Genomic DNA, 15,199 nt, shown 5'->3' with positions numbered 1-15,199 from the left:
GAACCACTGTCTCTTCCAAGCAGAAGTTTCACTCCACTATCAGAAGGCAGATTCCTCAATGAAATTTCAAAAAAAGACGACTTCACGCTGCTGCCGACTTTCAAACAGAAGTGTTTTTGCCTTTCGGCGAAAATACGCAGCAGCGTGAAGTCGATTTTTTACGTTTTGAATATAAACTTAAGTGCGGAAGAACGTAAGCGCGATAACTGTATGTTTACTCCTAATGGAAATAATGATCTCCTATCTGGATCCCCCAGTTTCCATTGCCAAAAGACATGCAGTCTCCGATCGGATTGCTGCCTGCCAGTGCATCTGCTGCCGCCTGCATGGCGGTATCTGTATATCCTCCGCTTGAAAGCACCGAATCCAACCATCCTGTCATAGCCGGTCCAAACTGTCCAGGCTGATAAATGACTTCTGCTATTGTATTGGGATACGCTCCGCTTCTCACACGGTTCATGACGACTGCGCCTACAGCCACTTGCCCCTCATAGGGCTGATTGCCTGCCTCACAGTATATCAATGCTGCCAGAAGGCTCTGCTCATCCCAGGATACCTGTACACCCTCCTGACTCCAGGACGCAGAATCCTCCGCTTCCTGTGCCTGTATCGCTGCCTGCGCCGCCTCCTGTTGTCTGGCCTCTTCCGCTGCCTGCGCCGCCTCCTGGGCAAGCCGTTCTTCCTCCGCTTTCTTCTGTGCTTCTTCCTGCTCCTTTTTTTCTTCCTCTTTTTTCTTTATGGTATAAGATGTTTTCGCTTTTTCCGCCATTCCCTTTGCATCTTTTATAGCGGCACTCGGTATTTCTTTTAAAATCCTCTCCAGAGTCCACTCCCCGTTCCTCTGGTTTAAGATCATAGCAGATACAGCAGCCTCTTCTGGCTGCGCCGCTATACTGTCAACCCCCGGGACCGCCGCTGTGCATATAGTGACAGCCGACAGCATAGCAATAAATTTTTTATATTGTTTCATACTCCTACCTCCGATTTATTGCAATATCTTTTCATATATATTACAGATATTACAAAAATGTTACAGACGTTATTCTAATATAAAAAATCTATTCTGTCAACTTTTTTATTTCTACACAGTTCGACTCATTTAACGCTTTCTCTATTTTATTTACTTAAATTTTACATGTTTCCGCCTTAGATCTCTCAACTTCCTGCAAGATCCCGGATCCGGTTGCCTATGTATTTAGTTCTGCCTGCTAAAAATCTATTTTAATGCATCTTAAATATAGGACTGATTTTTTTATAGATCAAAAATACGATCACAGACACCAATATGCCCTTCAATAAATTAAACGGCGCCACAGCCAGCATGACAAAAGTCGTAAGATTAGTAATATGGCTGTTGACCGCTGTTCCCATATCCACCAGCGCTTCCAAAGGCATCCCGAAGGCCGCTGAATATACTGGAAGAAGCACAAACGCATTAATCACGCATCCGATCACAGTCATCAAAATAGTCCCTGTTCCCATTCCGATCAATGCACTTTTTCGGGTGCGGTTTTTCTTATAGATCAGTCCTGCCGGCACACAGAAAGAACACCCGATGATAAAATTGGCCAGTTCACCAACTCCTGCCGTAGTCGTTCCTTTCAATACTAAAGCAAGTAAGATTTTTACGAGTTCGACTGCTGCCCCCGCCATAGGCCCCATTGTAAAACACCCGATCAAGACCGGGACCTCACTGAAGTCTATTTCATAAAAAGCCGGCGCAAAGGGAAGAGGAATCTCGAAAAACATCAAAATCAATGCCAAGGCTGCCAACATCCCTACTTGAACCACCATCTTCACACCTGTTTTGTGCATTTGTTTTTCCGCTACATTTGTCTCTGAACTCATTTCATTTCTCTCCTTTTCTTTTTATGTTTTCGGATTGTTTGATCCGATAGAAAAGAAAACATCTTCCTGGCAATTCTGTCATTTTCTCAGTCACATATTCTCAAACATCTGTCCGGAGCTTTTATGCAGGCATATCTTAATAAAAAAAGCCTCGAATCATTGTTCGAGGTCCCGTCGCTATTTCTATGACACAATTTCTTCTCTCATCCAGACTTTACTGTCGGTATCGGAATTCACAGCTTCTCACCATGTCACCGATTCAGCTGCCTACATAAGGCAGGTCGCGGACTTTACCGCCGGTTGGGACTTACACCCGACCCCGAAGAATTTTCTTATTTATGTATTTAGTATACTCTTTTTGTATCTATAAATCAAGATTTTTGGGCTTTTTCCAGAGGCTATAAACCAATTGCAAAATATCTTTATTGGAAATGATCCATTGCATTTGTGAAACTGACCGCTGAAGAACAATGGGCAAAACTTCAAGCAGTCAAGAAAATTGCTGATAAAGCATGAGAAGAAGCTTGATAGACACAGCCACCCGCCTAATGGGTGGCTGCTTCGGCTATAAATCTTTGTTATCTATAGAATATCAATATGCTCTCCTGCCAAGGCTTTGTTCATACTGCGAACTGCACAGAACTTTCCGCACATGGAACAAGTATCATCATGTTCGGGGCTTCTGTCATCCCGTATAGCCTTTGCTGTCTCGGGGTCAAAGGCACATGCCCACTGCGCTTCCCAATCCAGCGCTTTTCTTGCGTCTGCCATCCGGTCATCCATTTCTCTGGCTCCTCTTACTCCTTTTGCTATATCTGCGGCATGCGCGGCGATCTTAGAGGCAATGATCCCCTGCTTTACATCCTCTACATTTGGTAAAGCCAAATGTTCCGCCGGCGTTACATAGCACAAAAAGGCAGCTCCTGCCGCTGCGGCAACTGCGCCTCCGATCGCCGCGGTAATATGGTCATATCCTGGCGCAATATCTGTCACCAATGGCCCTAACACATAAAAAGGTGCGCCTTGGCATACAGACTGCTGTACTTTCATATTGGCCGCGATCTGATCCAGCGGCATATGTCCCGGTCCTTCTACCATCACCTGCACATCCTTCGCCCAGGCACGTTTTGTCAGTTCACCCAGCCGGATCAGTTCTTCCATCTGGCATACATCTGTCGCATCCGCAAGGCAGCCGGGACGACATGCGTCTCCCAAAGAAATCGTGACATCATATTCCCGGCAAATATCCAGAATTTCATCATAATATTCATAAAAAGGATTTTCCTCCCCGGTCATGCACATCCATGCAAAAACAAGCGATCCCCCTCTGGATACAATATTCATCTTTCTTTTGTGATTTCGTATCTGCTCAATCGTCTTTCTTGTTATTCCACAGTGCAGTGTCACAAAATCCACGCCGTCCTCTGCATGAAGCCTGATCACATCAATAAAATCTTTTGCCGATAATGTATCTAGATCTCTCTGATAGTGGATCACTGAATCATATACCGGCACAGTCCCGATCATTGCCGGACACTCTGCCGTCAGCTTTCTCCGGAAAGGGATCGTATCCCCGTGGGAAGAAAGATCCATGATAGAATGTGCTCCCATATTAACAGCTTCCATCACTTTTTTCATCTCTATATCATAGTCTTTACAGTCTCGCGAAACTCCTAAATTTACATTTATTTTTGTACGGAGCATAGAACCGACTCCCTCCGGGTCTATGCAAGTATGATTTTTATTTGCGCATATCACCACTTTTCCTTCTGCTACGAGCGGCAATAACTCGTCTGTCGTCATCCTTTCCTTTTGCGCTACTTTTTTTAATTCTTCTGTTATGATTCCCTTTCTTGCTGCCTCCATCTGTGTCGAGAAGTTTCTCATCATATTCTTCCACCTTTCTTTTCTTGCTCCTTCATCAGACAATACTATTGCAGCAAAAAAACTGCCGCAACGTATACATATACTTTGCGGCAGTCCGGTCATCTTAATCCTCTGTCCATGATCGTATATCCCTACGTTGGCATTATCCAAATCAGGTTATGGGTTAAAGCATCTCAGCTTACTCTCAGCCCGCTTTAAACGCGAGCACCCCTTTTTATAAAAGTATTATAATATACTGCAATTGCATTTGCAATTACTAACTTAGCGGGAACTCTTCATATTTTTTTATAGATTTGTTCATAATCCATTCAAAAGTCCATCACACTTTTTACACAATTATTTTATATACTATAATTGTTCTAAAGATAGAACACTTTTTCATAAACTTTTTCCCCCTTTGAGTCACAGCAATATGTGGCTCTTTCCTTTTATAAAGATACATAAGCCTGCCGGCGCAGCAGGAAATGCTTATCTGCCGCGCCGGCAGGCTTATTTTGTTTTCTTATATCAGAAACAAAGCCAGACAATCAAATCCAGTGAAAAGATCGGGAAGAAAATATATAAGACACATTTGCGCTGCTTTGTCGATTAACTTCCTATTTACAGCATATGTGCTCTTAGTTCTTCTCCACTCTTTATACTTAAATACGCCGGCGCGACATCAAATACTGTCTTGCAGCCTGTCTGTCCTTCTTTTGCCAGTCTGTACGCTGCTCTTGCATATGCAACGATCACGGAGGAAGTAAACTCTGGATTGGAATCCAATTTCAAACTATACTCGATCAGATGAGCATTTTCTTCATTCCAGCCTGTCTTTCCACTGCGGAGCACAAATCCGCCATGGGGAATTCCACTATGCTCTTTCTTTAACTCTTCTTCACTGATAAAGTGCACTGTTGTATCATAATCGGCGAAATAGTTCGGCATATTTTTGATCTCTTCTTCCACTTTCTTCGCATCCGCGCCTTCTTCCAATACTACATAGCACTCTCTTGTATGTTTCTGGCGTGTTGTCAATTCTGGATTCTCTCCATCTCTAACTGCCTTTAAAGCTTCCTCAACAGGAACTGTATACTGTTTTGCGTCTTTTACGCCTTCCACACGACGGATCGCGTCAGAATGTCCCTGGCTGACTCCTTTGCCCCAGAATGTATAATCGTTCCCCTGCGGCAGGATCGCGTTTGCGTACATTCTGTTCAGGGAGAACATCCCCGGATCCCAGCCTACAGAGATGAGTCCTACTTTTCCTCCTTCTTTTGCAGCCGCATCTACATTTGCAAAATGCTCCGGGATACGTGCATGTGTATCAAAGCTGTCCACCACATTAAATAATTTTGCATAGACCGGCGTCTGCTCCGGCAGATCTGTAGCGCTGCCTCCGCACAAAATCATAACATCTATTTTATCTTTCCAGTTTTCCGCCTCTGCTAAAGCACATACTGCCGCGCTTTCTGTTAAAATCTTTACATCCTCTGGATTTCTGCGGGTAAATACAGCAGCCAGTTCCATATCCGGATTCTGCTTGATCGCACATTCTACGCCGCGCCCCAGATTTCCATATCCTAAAATCCCAATTCTTATACTCATAACGAACATTTCTCCTTTCTTATACAATTCGGTTTTTATTATACGAGTACCTTTTGGATTTTTCAAGAATTTTCATATCATCACACACATTTTTTGTATACAGACCAACAGAAAAACCAAACAAAAAGAGCCCTTTACGGACTCTCTACCGCAGCAGTCTGCCGCGCATTTTATTCCATATATGTCCCTGTACATACTCATATGCCCTGTCATAGACCCATAGACCGGCCTGGCCTGCCGCAATAACGATGAGGAGCATAGAACCCGGAATGGCTTTTGAAAACAACAGTTCCTGAAAAACCAGTACCATAGGGATATACATAACATTAAAGATCACATATTTCATCACCCAGAATAAAATATGGCGTTTCTCTATGTTAGGATGCTTTTCCAGCACATGCCAGATACATTCCACTGCCAAAATATAAAACCCCATAGCCGCAAATGAAAGCACATAAATTTTATTTGGCGCGACCAAAACTCCCAGCAAAACATCTGCCAGATAAAAGGCGGCCCCTATCTTCAAGCCATATTCGCGGATCACAATACCTACAAAATAAGAGGCTGCCGCTAAAAGGAACAATGTATTTGTCTCAATCACACTGCCAAGAGACATGCATACGACCGACACTGCAAGCAGCAGGCCGCCGAATGCCATAGATTTTGCTTTTACATGCATGAACAAAGATCTCCTCCCATACATTCACACAAACTGTCTGCACACCACAGGTCACAGCACATATTTCCTGTGCCGCAGGAAGATCCTCCTGTTCCATATCCGCCGCCATATGGATTGCTTTGGTATCTGCGGCTGCTAAAATCGAGTTGATTTAGGAACTGACGGTACTGCAGATTATTCGGTTCCATGTTGACGGCCTGTGCCGCATGCTCTCTTGCCACAAGATTATTCCCAATCCCTGCGTTGGCACATCCGCTGACATAATACCACATTGCCGAACGGTTCTGGATCTGATCAAGCACATTCAAAGCTTCCCGGTAATGACGGCTGTTCACATAATTTATGGCTGCCTGCATCTGCGGATCTTGCTGCGCCTGATTATATCCGCCGCCGTAGCCGTAGGAATATCCCCCTGTGCTTCCGGTGGAGCGTTCTTTCATGATCGTATCATACGCTTCCTGTACTTCTTTGAATTTCTCCTCCGCCAGATCTGCCAGCGGATTATTTACATTTGCATCCGGATGGTATTTTCTCGTCAGATCACGGTATGCCCTTTTTATCTCATCATCCGATGCATTGGGTGACACGCCCAGTACATCATATGGATTTTTCGTCATTTTTCTTTTCCTTTCCTTCTCTTTTCTTCAACTGTATCTTATGATAGCGATTCCAGACTCCATCATACAATATATTTCTCAAAATGTCCACATCTACGATACATGGCAGCTTTTCAAATTCCACACTGCACTCTGCGATCATCATACAGAGGATCTCCCTGCATTTTTCTTCATACCCTTCCTGCGTGCAAAGTTTCTTAAGCGGATTATAGCAGCCCTTTTTCAGATCCTCTTCCAGATCCTCATACGCATCCATGATGTATATAAACTTTCCCAGGAAAAATCCCATTCGGCGCAAACTCTTTTCCCACATATCTTCCTGCCAGACAAACAATTCCTCCATCAAACGCCCAAAGCATCCCGCCGTCCGGTCAAGATCTGTACTATTTTCTTTTTCGCAGGCGGCAAGTTCTTTCAGGGAGGTTTCGATTGCCTGGCTCTGACGCGGATACTTTGCAATGATCCGTTTCGCCTTACGCTTCAGCGCCCCCTTTGCCAGAAATGCGCTTACTTTCTTTTCATCCCGCCAGTCATCTTCTAGATGATACCATGCAAGCAAAACATTCATATCTGCCGCATATTCCGTAATCTCGTTTTGCAGCATCTGCTGTTTTTTTATCGGATGCACTTTACATCTATGCACTTCTGTACAAGTCTGGCTCTCATATAGAGACGTCAGCAAAATGATCGCAAATGTCATATCGTACGTCAGTGTCATCTGTCCGGATATACCGTATTTTTCTTTCAGGATATGGCAAAGTCCGCAGTAATATGCTTTATATTTGCGCAAATCTTTAACTTTTAATTCTGGTTCACATATGGTCACATAACCAAACATATCTTTTCTCCATATCTCTATTATCCTATTTATATATGGTTTTTAGTATAACACAGCTCATTTTTAACCCATATAAAATTTTTGTAAATCTTTTCTGCTTGACGCAATTGTTAACTATTTTTATTATAAGGTTGACATTATATCATTTTTCTTTTATACTTTATGTATGCTGCAAATATAGGAATATGGAATACACAAAAGGAGTCTATTATTATGGAAACAACACGCACCACTACCCACAGTCTTACTCGTATCGCACTGATGACAGCCGTCCTCTGCATTATCAGCCCTTTTACCATCCCTCTGCCATTTAGTCCGGTTCCTCTATCTCTCGCCACCTTTGGACTCTATCTGTCCTGCTATGTGCTTGGAATGAAAAACAGCGCCATAAGCTGTATCCTCTATATCCTGATCGGAATCGCAGGCATTCCTGTCTTTTCTTCTTTTGGAAGCGGGATTGGAAAGATTGCCGGACCCACCGGCGGCTATCTGGTCGGTTATCTTTTTCTCGTAGTCATCGGCGGCTTTTTTGTTGAACATTTTTCGGATACACTCTCTTTGCAAATAGGCGGACTACTTGCAGGCACCGCTGTCTGCTATCTGTTCGGAACTGTATGGCTTGCCGTGCAATTACATGTGAATTTTACAGCAGCTCTTATGATCGGCGTTGTTCCCTATTTGATCGGAGATGCCCTCAAAATCGCTGCTGCCGTTTTCATCGGACGGAAACTTAAGTCTGCACTTCAGTTCCTCTAAAACAGAGGAACTATTTTTCTGTCTTTTCCTATATTCCTCGCATAGTAAGCTGGATTCTCTTTTTCTTCAAATCTACACTCATCACTTTTACGTCTACAATGTCTCCCACACTGACAGCTTCCAACGGATGTTTTATATATCGGTCTGTGATCTGCGAAATATGTACCAGCCCATCCTGGTGTACACCTATATCTACAAACGCGCCGAAATCAATGACATTACGGACAGTGCCTTTTAATACCATTCCTTCTTTTAAGTCTTCCATCTCCAGCACATCCGTACGCAGGATCGGTTTCGGCATCTCTTCACGCGGATCACGGGCAGGTTTTTCCAATTCTTTTACAATATCTCTCAGCGTGATCTCTCCGATTCCTAATTCTTCGGCAAGGCGCGCATAATCCCTGATCGTAAGCGACAGCCCGGTTAAATTTCCGCCTGTGATATCTTCCGGTTTGAAACCTTGCTTTTTTAGGAGTTTTTCCGCTGCCCCGTAAGATTCGGGATGCACACCTGTCGCGTCCAACGGATTTTTTCCTCCCTGGATGCGCATAAAGCCTGCGCACTGCTCAAATGCCTTTGGTCCTAATTTTGCTACCTTCAGCAATTCCTTACGACTCTCGAATTTTCCGTTTTCTTCTCTGTACGCCACGATATTTTTCGCGATCGTACCAGTGATCCCAGATATATAAGATAATAACGGAGCAGAAGCCGTATTTAGATCCACGCCTACTTTATTTACACAATCCTCTACAACTCCTGTCAAAGATTCCCCCAGTTTTTTCTGGTTCATATCATGCTGATACTGACCTACCCCAATAGATTTCGGATCGATCTTTACTAATTCCGCCAGCGGATCCTGCAGTCTCCTTGCAATCGAGGCAGCGCTTCTTTGTCCTACGTCAAATTTAGGGAACTCCTCGCTTGCCAGTTTACTTGCAGAATATACCGACGCTCCCGCCTCATTTACAATCACATACTGTACTTTCTCCGGAATTTCCTTCAAAAGTTCTGTGATAAACTGTTCTGATTCCCGGGAAGCCGTTCCATTTCCCAGGGAGATCAATGTAATATGATATTTAGGGATGATCTTTTTGAGCAGCTCCTTAGACGCCTTGATCTTCTGTGGTGTCGTCGGAGCCGTCGGATAAATCACCGTCGTCCCCAGCACCTTTCCTGTAGCGTCTACCACCGCCAGTTTACAACCGGTACGAAATGCCGGATCCCAGCCAAGCACAACTTGTCCGGCAATAGGCGGCTGCATCAAAAGCTGATGGAGATTCTTTCCAAATACTTCGATCGCCCCATCCTCTGCTTTTTCTGTCAATTCATTGCGGATCTCTCTTTCGATCGCCGGCGCGATCAGACGCTTATAGCTGTCCTCCACTGCTTCTTTTAACAAAGGCATTGTATATGGATTCTCTGTATGGATAACCTGTTTTTCCAGGAAGCGCAATATTTCTTCTTCCGGCGCCTCGATCTTCACCGTTAAGATCTTCTCCTTTTCTCCACGGTTTACCGCTAAGATCCTGTGACCCGCCAATTTCATGACAGATTCCTCAAAGTTATAATACATCTCATATACGGATTCTATTTCTGCATTCTTCGCCGTGGAGAGCAGTTTTCCCTTTTTCATCGTGATCCGCCGGATCCAGCTTCGATGATCGGCATCATCTGAAATCGCTTCCGCAATAATATCTTTTGCCCCGTTGATTGCTTCTTTCGTGTCTGCGACGCCTTTTTCCTCCGAAATATACGCTTTCGCCACATCTTCCACAGACTCTTTCGTTTTTTGCAAAGTAATAACTGCTGCAAGCGGTTCCAGACCTTTCTCTTTCGCGATCGTCGCTCTTGTCCTTCTCTTTGGGCGGTACGGGCGATACAGATCTTCTACGACGACCAGCGTCTCCGCCGCGAGGATCTGACTTTTTAGATCTTCTGTCAGCTTTCCTTGTTCCTCTATACTAGACAATACCTGTTCTTTCTTTTCTTCCAGATTTCTAAGATAGACAAGCCTTTCATACAATTTACGAAGCTGCTCGTCATTTAGGGAACCCGTCGCTTCCTTACGGTATCTGGAGATAAACGGGATCGTGTTTCCTTCATCTATCAATTTGACCGCCGCGTCTATCTGTTCGCGCCGGACTGCTAATTCTTCTGTCAGTTTTTGGTTAATGTCCATTTTTCTTGTACCTCACATTTTCTCTTATGCCGTGCAAATCAGCTTGCCGCGGCTTTCCTCATTATACACGAAAAAACCTTGTTTTTACAAGAAAATCGCAAAAGAAACTCAAAATCAAAAAAGCATTTTCCCTTGACATCCCCTGCTTCCAGCCTTATGATTGTCCCATGAACCGTACATTGATTTATCCAATAAAAGAAAATGAAAATGCTCTTCATATCGAACAATTTTTGAGAAGACAGGGATATTCTCGACAAAATCTGACAGATTTAAAGAAGATGCCGGAAAGTATACTGGTAAACGGACACTGGAGCCGCTTAAACCAGCGTGTGTATACAGGTGATACACTGGTCGTGAGAATACAGGAAACCACTTCTTCGGATAAAATTCCGCCCGTGTGTCTCCCTCTTACTATTCTTTATGAAGATGAAGATATCGTAGTCGTCAATAAACCGGCAGGAATGCCTGTACATCCTTCTTTAAACAACTACACAAACTCTCTTGCCAACGCTCTCGCCTGGTATTATCAAGAGCAGCATAAACCCTTTATCTTTCGCTGTACAAACCGTCTGGACCGAGACACGTCCGGCATAACAGTGATCGCAAAGCATATGCTTAGTTCTAATCTTCTTTCTTCTATGACGAGGCACCATACAATAATAAGAGAATATCTTGCCGTCGTAAAAGGAAAGGTAGAGCCTTCTCAGGGAAGCATATGCGCACCCATCGCCAGAAAAGGGACATCCCTGGTGGAACGTACCGTGGACTTTGAACATGGAGAACATGCTGTTACGCATTACAAAACTTTGGCAGCGACACAGCTAAGGGAGGACAATACCCACAGCCTCGTATGGCTGAAGCTTGAGACAGGCCGCACACACCAGATACGTGTACATATGAAGTACCTCGGCTTTCCACTGATCGGAGATTACTTGTACAACCCTGATATGGAATATATAAAACGCCAGGCACTTCATTCCTGGCGTCTCTCCTTTCCCCATCCCATCACAGGGAAAAACATGTGCTTTACCGCACCGCTGCCAAAAGATATGGCAGCTTTATTTCCTGATTTTTAAAAACTTCACTCCTCTGCTTGCCTATACGCTCAGTTTTTTGTCTGCAAGAAGCCCAGACAGTAAGAAGAGGACAATACATACGATGACGTAATACAGATAATCCCATGCCTGGATCTCAAATGCTGACACATGGAGCATATCACTTATAAGCGAATACCCCTTTTCTACGATCCAGTTGAACAGGAAAAACAGGAGCACTGAAAATAAACCTGCAAAACGGGAATTCAAGAAAAGTGTCCTGGATATGATGATCGCAAGAAATCCGACCATAATAATTTCCGTCCATGCGATAAACAACAGAACTATCATCATAAAGAACCATTTCCAGTCGACTCCTACAGAAAAGACCGCATCCACAAAACGCTTCACGGCATCCAGCACCATCTGCAGACCGCCGATCTTTACCATGCCTGCGGTAAAACAGATACAGCCTGCGGCTATAAATGCCGCAAATACAAATAGCATCTGTAAGATTGCCGAAATAAATTTACCACCCAGTATCTCCCACACTGACTTTGGGATCATCCAGAGCATATGACTCTGTTTTGTCCTAAGATCTCTGTTAAATACGAGCAAACTTTCAATGCCTGTATAAAAAATCACCAGAAATGCCCCCAGAAACAAAATTCCAATGCTTACAACCATCGTGGTATCTCTGTTAAAAATCAGCCCTGCCAAAAAGGTAAGTAAACATACCGCCAGTCCAAACAGTATGATGAGCCGGGCCGTACGCTGTTTTCTCCATTCATATTTTATAATTTTTCCCATCGTTCTCTCCCCCTTACATAATCTCCATATAAATATCCGCGATCGATCTGCCATTTTGCATACGTTCTTTTTCTGTCTCCGTCTGCAAGAGCAGCTGTCCATTTTTCACAAAAATCGCCTCGTCGATAAAACTTTCTATCTCGTTGATCAGATGTGTCGAGATCACGAAACAATTCTTGCTGTCTGCTTCATCCAAGATCATAGACACGATCTCTTCTCTTGCCTTAAAGTCGATTCCATTGAGTGGTTCATCCAATAAGTACAAAGAAGCCTTTCTGGAAAGCGTCACTACGACCTTTAATTTTGCTGTCATCCCTGTGGACAGTGCTTTTACCTTCATAGATTCTTCCAGACCTACTTTTCCTATCATCTGCCGGAACTTCTCTGTATCAAAATCCATAAAGAAATCTGCATAATATCTTCCCACATCCTTTACCGTCATATAATCATAGAAAAATGGTTCTGTAGACATATAAGCAATCTCATTTTTATATTTATATGTCCAGGGAGCACCCTTATAGCAGATTTCCCCTGATGTAGGCTTTGTAAGCCCTGCTACCATTTTCATCCAGGTCGTCTTTCCGCTCCCGTTTTCTCCAAGCAGGCCATATATTTTTCCTTCTGAAAGCTTTATATTAAAATCACTCACCGCTTTCTTATTTGCAAAGGATTTATTTAATCCTGTACACTGTAAAATCATTGTTCTTCCTCCTTATAATCCGCGATCTGAAATATGATATCATCCTTCTGATACCCTAGATCCTGCATTTCTCTCATAAAATTCTTCAAAAGTTCCTCCGCCATTTCTTTCTTGATCATCCCAAACATTTTCTCTTCCTCCACGACAAATGTTCCTATCCCTCTCCTTGTAAAACAATAGCCTGCTGTCTCCATTTCCCTGTAGATCCTCGCCGCTGTGTTCTGATTGATCTTATAGATCACAGCAAGTTCCCGGTTAGAAGGCATCTTATCTCCCGGTTTTAACTGACCCTGGACCATCTTTTTTTTCAAATCATGTATCACCTGCAAATAGATCGGCATTTCTGTATTATAATCCATATGTCCCTCCTTTGTACTATCACATCTTTTCTCTTCGTACTGCGCATATACTCTTCGTCCAGATGTTCTAGTGATATAGTTAGATAGTACACTAGTAATTTATGTTTGTCAACCCATTTTTTCGAATTTACGGCATTCGCGGTCAGCTTAAATATACGTACTATCCTATAGTACTATAGCTTACAGAAACAAGATATCCAACTAGATACAAAAACAGGGGCTGTGAAAAAAGCATAGCCTAAAAACAAAGAAGGACCATGGGTCAAAAATAAGCCCAAGGTCCTTCTTTTGTGTTAAAATTAACTTGTGATGATAATTATTAACAAGTCTAATTCTAACGCAAAACAGGCAGTTTTGCCAATACTTATTTCGGATTATCTGGATATCTGTGATCCAGTGCTGACATTTGACCGTTTTATGGAGGAAATGGATTTGGAGAAATATCTGAAAGGAATCCCGAAACACTATACGGGAAGACTCAGATACAACCCGGTCAGCATGCTGAAAACAGTCTTATTCGGATTTATGGCAAACGGGTATATCTCACTACGGGAACTGGAAGACAGTTGCAAGGTGAATCTTCGCTTCATGTACCTTATGGATCATGAAACCCCGTCTTATAGGACATTCGGCTACTTTATCAACGAAGTGCTCGGAGATTCTATCGAAGAGATATTTAACGATATCAACCGGAAGATCTTTGAAACAGAACATGTGGATCTGCAGCATCTGTATATCGACGGTTCCAAATTTGAAGCAAATGCAAACAAATATTCCTGGGTATGGAAAAAGGCAACCGAGAAGTCCAGATACCGCTTGTTTGATAGGATTACGAAACTTCTGCAGGAGATCAATGAAGAGATTGCTTATACTGGGACAAGGCTCTGTATCAATACGGAGTATGCACCGGAATACCTAAAGGAGGCCGTCGGCAAATATGCTCAGATGTGGCAGATAGACGAAACCACATTTGTACATGGCCGTGGCCATCATAAATCGATGCAGCAGCGTCACTATGAGAAGCTGATGGAATATGCGGAAAAATTGGAAGAATATGTGGAGAAAATCCATATATGCGGAGAAGGGCGGAACAGCTATTCCAAGACGGACCATTCCGCAACATTTATGCGTATCAAGACAGATTATATGGGAAATGATCAGCTGCTTCCTGCCTATAATGTCCAGATCGGTGTTGCAGATGAATATATAGCAGTAGTAGAGGTGAATCAATACCGCAGCGACATGGACTGCTTTGTGCCGCTGATGGACAAGTTCAAAGATATTTATGGATTCTATCCGAAATATCCTGTTGCAGATGCCGGCTACGGTTCCTACAACAATTACATTTTTTGTGAGCAGAATGAAATGGAAAAGTATATGAAGTTTCCAATGTTCAAGAAGGAAACAACGGATAAGAAATATCAGGAAGACCCATTCAGAGCAGCCAACTTTCCGATTGGCGAAGATGGAATGATGCGGTGCCCGAATGGAAAAGCCTTTCACTTGCAGTATCGCCAAAATGTAAAAGGGAATGCATACGGCAGACAGGAAGAAGTGTATCAATGCGAAGACTGTAGCGGATGTCCGTATGCAGAGAAGTGTAAAAAGACAGATAAGAACCGTACGGTGCGGGTCAATCGAGAACTCACAGCCATGCACCGTGAAGTGATAGAAAATCTGGAAAGCATCCAGGGAGCACTGCTCAGGATGAACCGTTCGATACAGGCGGAAGGAACATTCGGTATTATGAAGAATGATCGATGGTATAAGCGAATCGTACGAAGAGGAATAGAATCGGTTCGGCTGGAAGTATTTCTGGTTTCTATTGGACAGAATCTCTATAAATTTCACAATAAAAAGATAAGGTCTGCAGCCGCCGCATAAGCCATTCAATCATTAGACTTA

14 protein-coding genes and 2 riboswitches are annotated in these 15,199 nt (G+C 43.3%); of the genes, 3 read left to right on the top strand and 11 right to left on the bottom strand.

Annotation, left to right across the window (positions count from 1 at the left end):
• Positions 1-220: 220 nt before the first annotated feature.
• The 7 genes from BN3282_RS02385 to BN3282_RS02350 form a co-directional block, all read right to left on the bottom strand.
• Complete coding sequence (locus tag BN3282_RS02385; protein WP_059066532.1) at positions 221-970, bottom strand: cell wall hydrolase; 750 nt, start codon at positions 968-970, stop codon at positions 221-223.
• A gap of 251 nt (positions 971-1,221) precedes the next feature.
• On the bottom strand, positions 1,222-1,848 hold the full coding sequence (locus BN3282_RS02380) for an ECF transporter S component (protein ID WP_059066531.1): 627 nt from the start codon (positions 1,846-1,848) through the stop codon (positions 1,222-1,224).
• A 191-nt stretch (positions 1,849-2,039) separates the two neighbouring features.
• A riboswitch (FMN riboswitch) is annotated at positions 2,040-2,179 on the bottom strand.
• A gap of 251 nt (positions 2,180-2,430) precedes the next feature.
• Positions 2,431-3,735: a phosphomethylpyrimidine synthase ThiC gene (thiC, locus tag BN3282_RS02375; RefSeq protein WP_059066866.1), complete on the bottom strand. Its 1,305-nt coding sequence runs from the start codon at positions 3,733-3,735 to the stop codon at positions 2,431-2,433.
• 111 nt (positions 3,736-3,846) lie between these two features.
• Positions 3,847-3,957, bottom strand: a riboswitch (TPP riboswitch).
• A gap of 378 nt (positions 3,958-4,335) precedes the next feature.
• The gene (locus BN3282_RS02365) at positions 4,336-5,322 is read right to left on the bottom strand and encodes a diaminopimelate dehydrogenase (RefSeq protein WP_059066529.1); all 987 of its coding nucleotides are present in this window, start codon (positions 5,320-5,322) and stop codon (positions 4,336-4,338) included.
• Between the two features lie 145 nt (positions 5,323-5,467).
• Positions 5,468-6,001 (bottom strand): hypothetical protein, encoded by a 534-nt coding sequence (locus BN3282_RS02360; RefSeq protein WP_059066528.1) that lies wholly within the window; start codon positions 5,999-6,001, stop codon positions 5,468-5,470.
• Positions 5,992-6,618, bottom strand: a complete 627-nt coding sequence (locus BN3282_RS02355) for a J domain-containing protein (protein WP_059066527.1) — start codon at positions 6,616-6,618, stop codon at positions 5,992-5,994. Before BN3282_RS02355 ends, BN3282_RS02360 begins: the two co-directional genes overlap by 10 nt.
• Positions 6,599-7,456, bottom strand: coding sequence for a DUF5685 family protein (locus tag BN3282_RS02350; protein WP_059066526.1), 858 nt, complete (start codon positions 7,454-7,456; stop codon positions 6,599-6,601). Before BN3282_RS02350 ends, BN3282_RS02355 begins: the two co-directional genes overlap by 20 nt.
• Before the next feature lie 213 nt (positions 7,457-7,669).
• Here BN3282_RS02350 and BN3282_RS02345 point away from each other — a divergent pair, with 213 nt between their 5' ends.
• The gene (locus BN3282_RS02345) at positions 7,670-8,212 is read left to right on the top strand and encodes a biotin transporter BioY (RefSeq protein WP_059066525.1); all 543 of its coding nucleotides are present in this window, start codon (positions 7,670-7,672) and stop codon (positions 8,210-8,212) included.
• A gap of 28 nt (positions 8,213-8,240) precedes the next feature.
• Here the strand turns inward: BN3282_RS02345 and BN3282_RS02340 are convergent, their stop codons facing one another.
• Positions 8,241-10,391 carry a Tex family protein gene (locus BN3282_RS02340; RefSeq protein WP_059066524.1) on the bottom strand — a complete coding sequence of 717 codons (2,151 nt, stop codon included), beginning with the start codon at positions 10,389-10,391 and terminating at the stop codon, positions 8,241-8,243.
• 167 nt (positions 10,392-10,558) lie between these two features.
• Between BN3282_RS02340 and BN3282_RS02335 the strand changes: the two genes are divergently transcribed.
• The gene (locus BN3282_RS02335; protein WP_059066523.1) at positions 10,559-11,467 is read left to right on the top strand and encodes an RluA family pseudouridine synthase; all 909 of its coding nucleotides are present in this window, start codon (positions 10,559-10,561) and stop codon (positions 11,465-11,467) included.
• 21 nt (positions 11,468-11,488) lie between these two features.
• Here BN3282_RS02335 and BN3282_RS02330 read toward each other — a convergent pair whose 3' ends face one another.
• From BN3282_RS02330 to BN3282_RS02320, 3 genes are read right to left on the bottom strand one after another with little or no spacing between them, the layout of a single operon-like run.
• Entirely contained in the window at positions 11,489-12,235 is a 747-nt protein-coding gene (locus BN3282_RS02330) for a hypothetical protein (RefSeq protein ID WP_059066522.1), read from the bottom strand.
• 13 nt (positions 12,236-12,248) lie between these two features.
• Positions 12,249-12,935, bottom strand: a complete 687-nt coding sequence (locus BN3282_RS02325) for an ABC transporter ATP-binding protein (RefSeq protein WP_059066521.1) — start codon at positions 12,933-12,935, stop codon at positions 12,249-12,251.
• The gene (locus BN3282_RS02320) at positions 12,932-13,294 is read right to left on the bottom strand and encodes a GntR family transcriptional regulator (RefSeq protein WP_059066520.1); all 363 of its coding nucleotides are present in this window, start codon (positions 13,292-13,294) and stop codon (positions 12,932-12,934) included. The genes BN3282_RS02325 and BN3282_RS02320 overlap by 4 nt, the downstream gene beginning before the upstream one ends.
• 309 nt (positions 13,295-13,603) lie before the next feature.
• Between BN3282_RS02320 and BN3282_RS02315 the strand changes: the two genes are divergently transcribed.
• Positions 13,604-15,178, top strand: a complete 1,575-nt coding sequence (locus BN3282_RS02315) for an IS1182 family transposase (RefSeq protein ID WP_059066519.1) — start codon at positions 13,604-13,606, stop codon at positions 15,176-15,178.
• Positions 15,179-15,199: the final 21 nt, after the last annotated feature.

It is taken from the genome of Mediterraneibacter massiliensis (genome assembly GCF_001487105.1).
Taxonomy (GTDB): domain Bacteria; phylum Bacillota; class Clostridia; order Lachnospirales; family Lachnospiraceae; genus Mediterraneibacter; species Mediterraneibacter massiliensis.
This window is presented reverse-complemented; position numbering and strand designations above follow the sequence as displayed.

Bases quoted from the DNA above. Each gene is read 5' to 3' on its own strand.
- BN3282_RS02340 (WP_059066524.1), bottom strand. From the start codon at position 10,391: ATGGACATTAACCAAAAACTGACAGAAGAATTAGCAGTCCGGCGCGAA.
- BN3282_RS02385 (WP_059066532.1), bottom strand. From the start codon at position 970: ATGAAACAATATAAAAAATTTATTGCTATGCTGTCGGCTGTCACTATA.
- BN3282_RS02320 (WP_059066520.1), bottom strand. From the start codon at position 13,294: ATGGATTATAATACAGAAATGCCGATCTATTTGCAGGTGATACATGAT.
- BN3282_RS02330 (WP_059066522.1), bottom strand. From the start codon at position 12,235: ATGGGAAAAATTATAAAATATGAATGGAGAAAACAGCGTACGGCCCGG.
- BN3282_RS02325 (WP_059066521.1), bottom strand. From the start codon at position 12,935: ATGATTTTACAGTGTACAGGATTAAATAAATCCTTTGCAAATAAGAAA.
- BN3282_RS02315 (WP_059066519.1), top strand. From the start codon at position 13,604: ATGATAATTATTAACAAGTCTAATTCTAACGCAAAACAGGCAGTTTTG.
- thiC (WP_059066866.1), bottom strand. From the start codon at position 3,735: ATGAGAAACTTCTCGACACAGATGGAGGCAGCAAGAAAGGGAATCATA.
- BN3282_RS02360 (WP_059066528.1), bottom strand. From the start codon at position 6,001: ATGCATGTAAAAGCAAAATCTATGGCATTCGGCGGCCTGCTGCTTGCA.
- BN3282_RS02365 (WP_059066529.1), bottom strand. From the start codon at position 5,322: ATGAGTATAAGAATTGGGATTTTAGGATATGGAAATCTGGGGCGCGGC.
- BN3282_RS02350 (WP_059066526.1), bottom strand. From the start codon at position 7,456: ATGTTTGGTTATGTGACCATATGTGAACCAGAATTAAAAGTTAAAGAT.
- BN3282_RS02335 (WP_059066523.1), top strand. From the start codon at position 10,559: ATGAACCGTACATTGATTTATCCAATAAAAGAAAATGAAAATGCTCTT.
- BN3282_RS02355 (WP_059066527.1), bottom strand. From the start codon at position 6,618: ATGACGAAAAATCCATATGATGTACTGGGCGTGTCACCCAATGCATCG.
- BN3282_RS02345 (WP_059066525.1), top strand. From the start codon at position 7,670: ATGGAAACAACACGCACCACTACCCACAGTCTTACTCGTATCGCACTG.
- BN3282_RS02380 (WP_059066531.1), bottom strand. From the start codon at position 1,848: ATGAGTTCAGAGACAAATGTAGCGGAAAAACAAATGCACAAAACAGGT.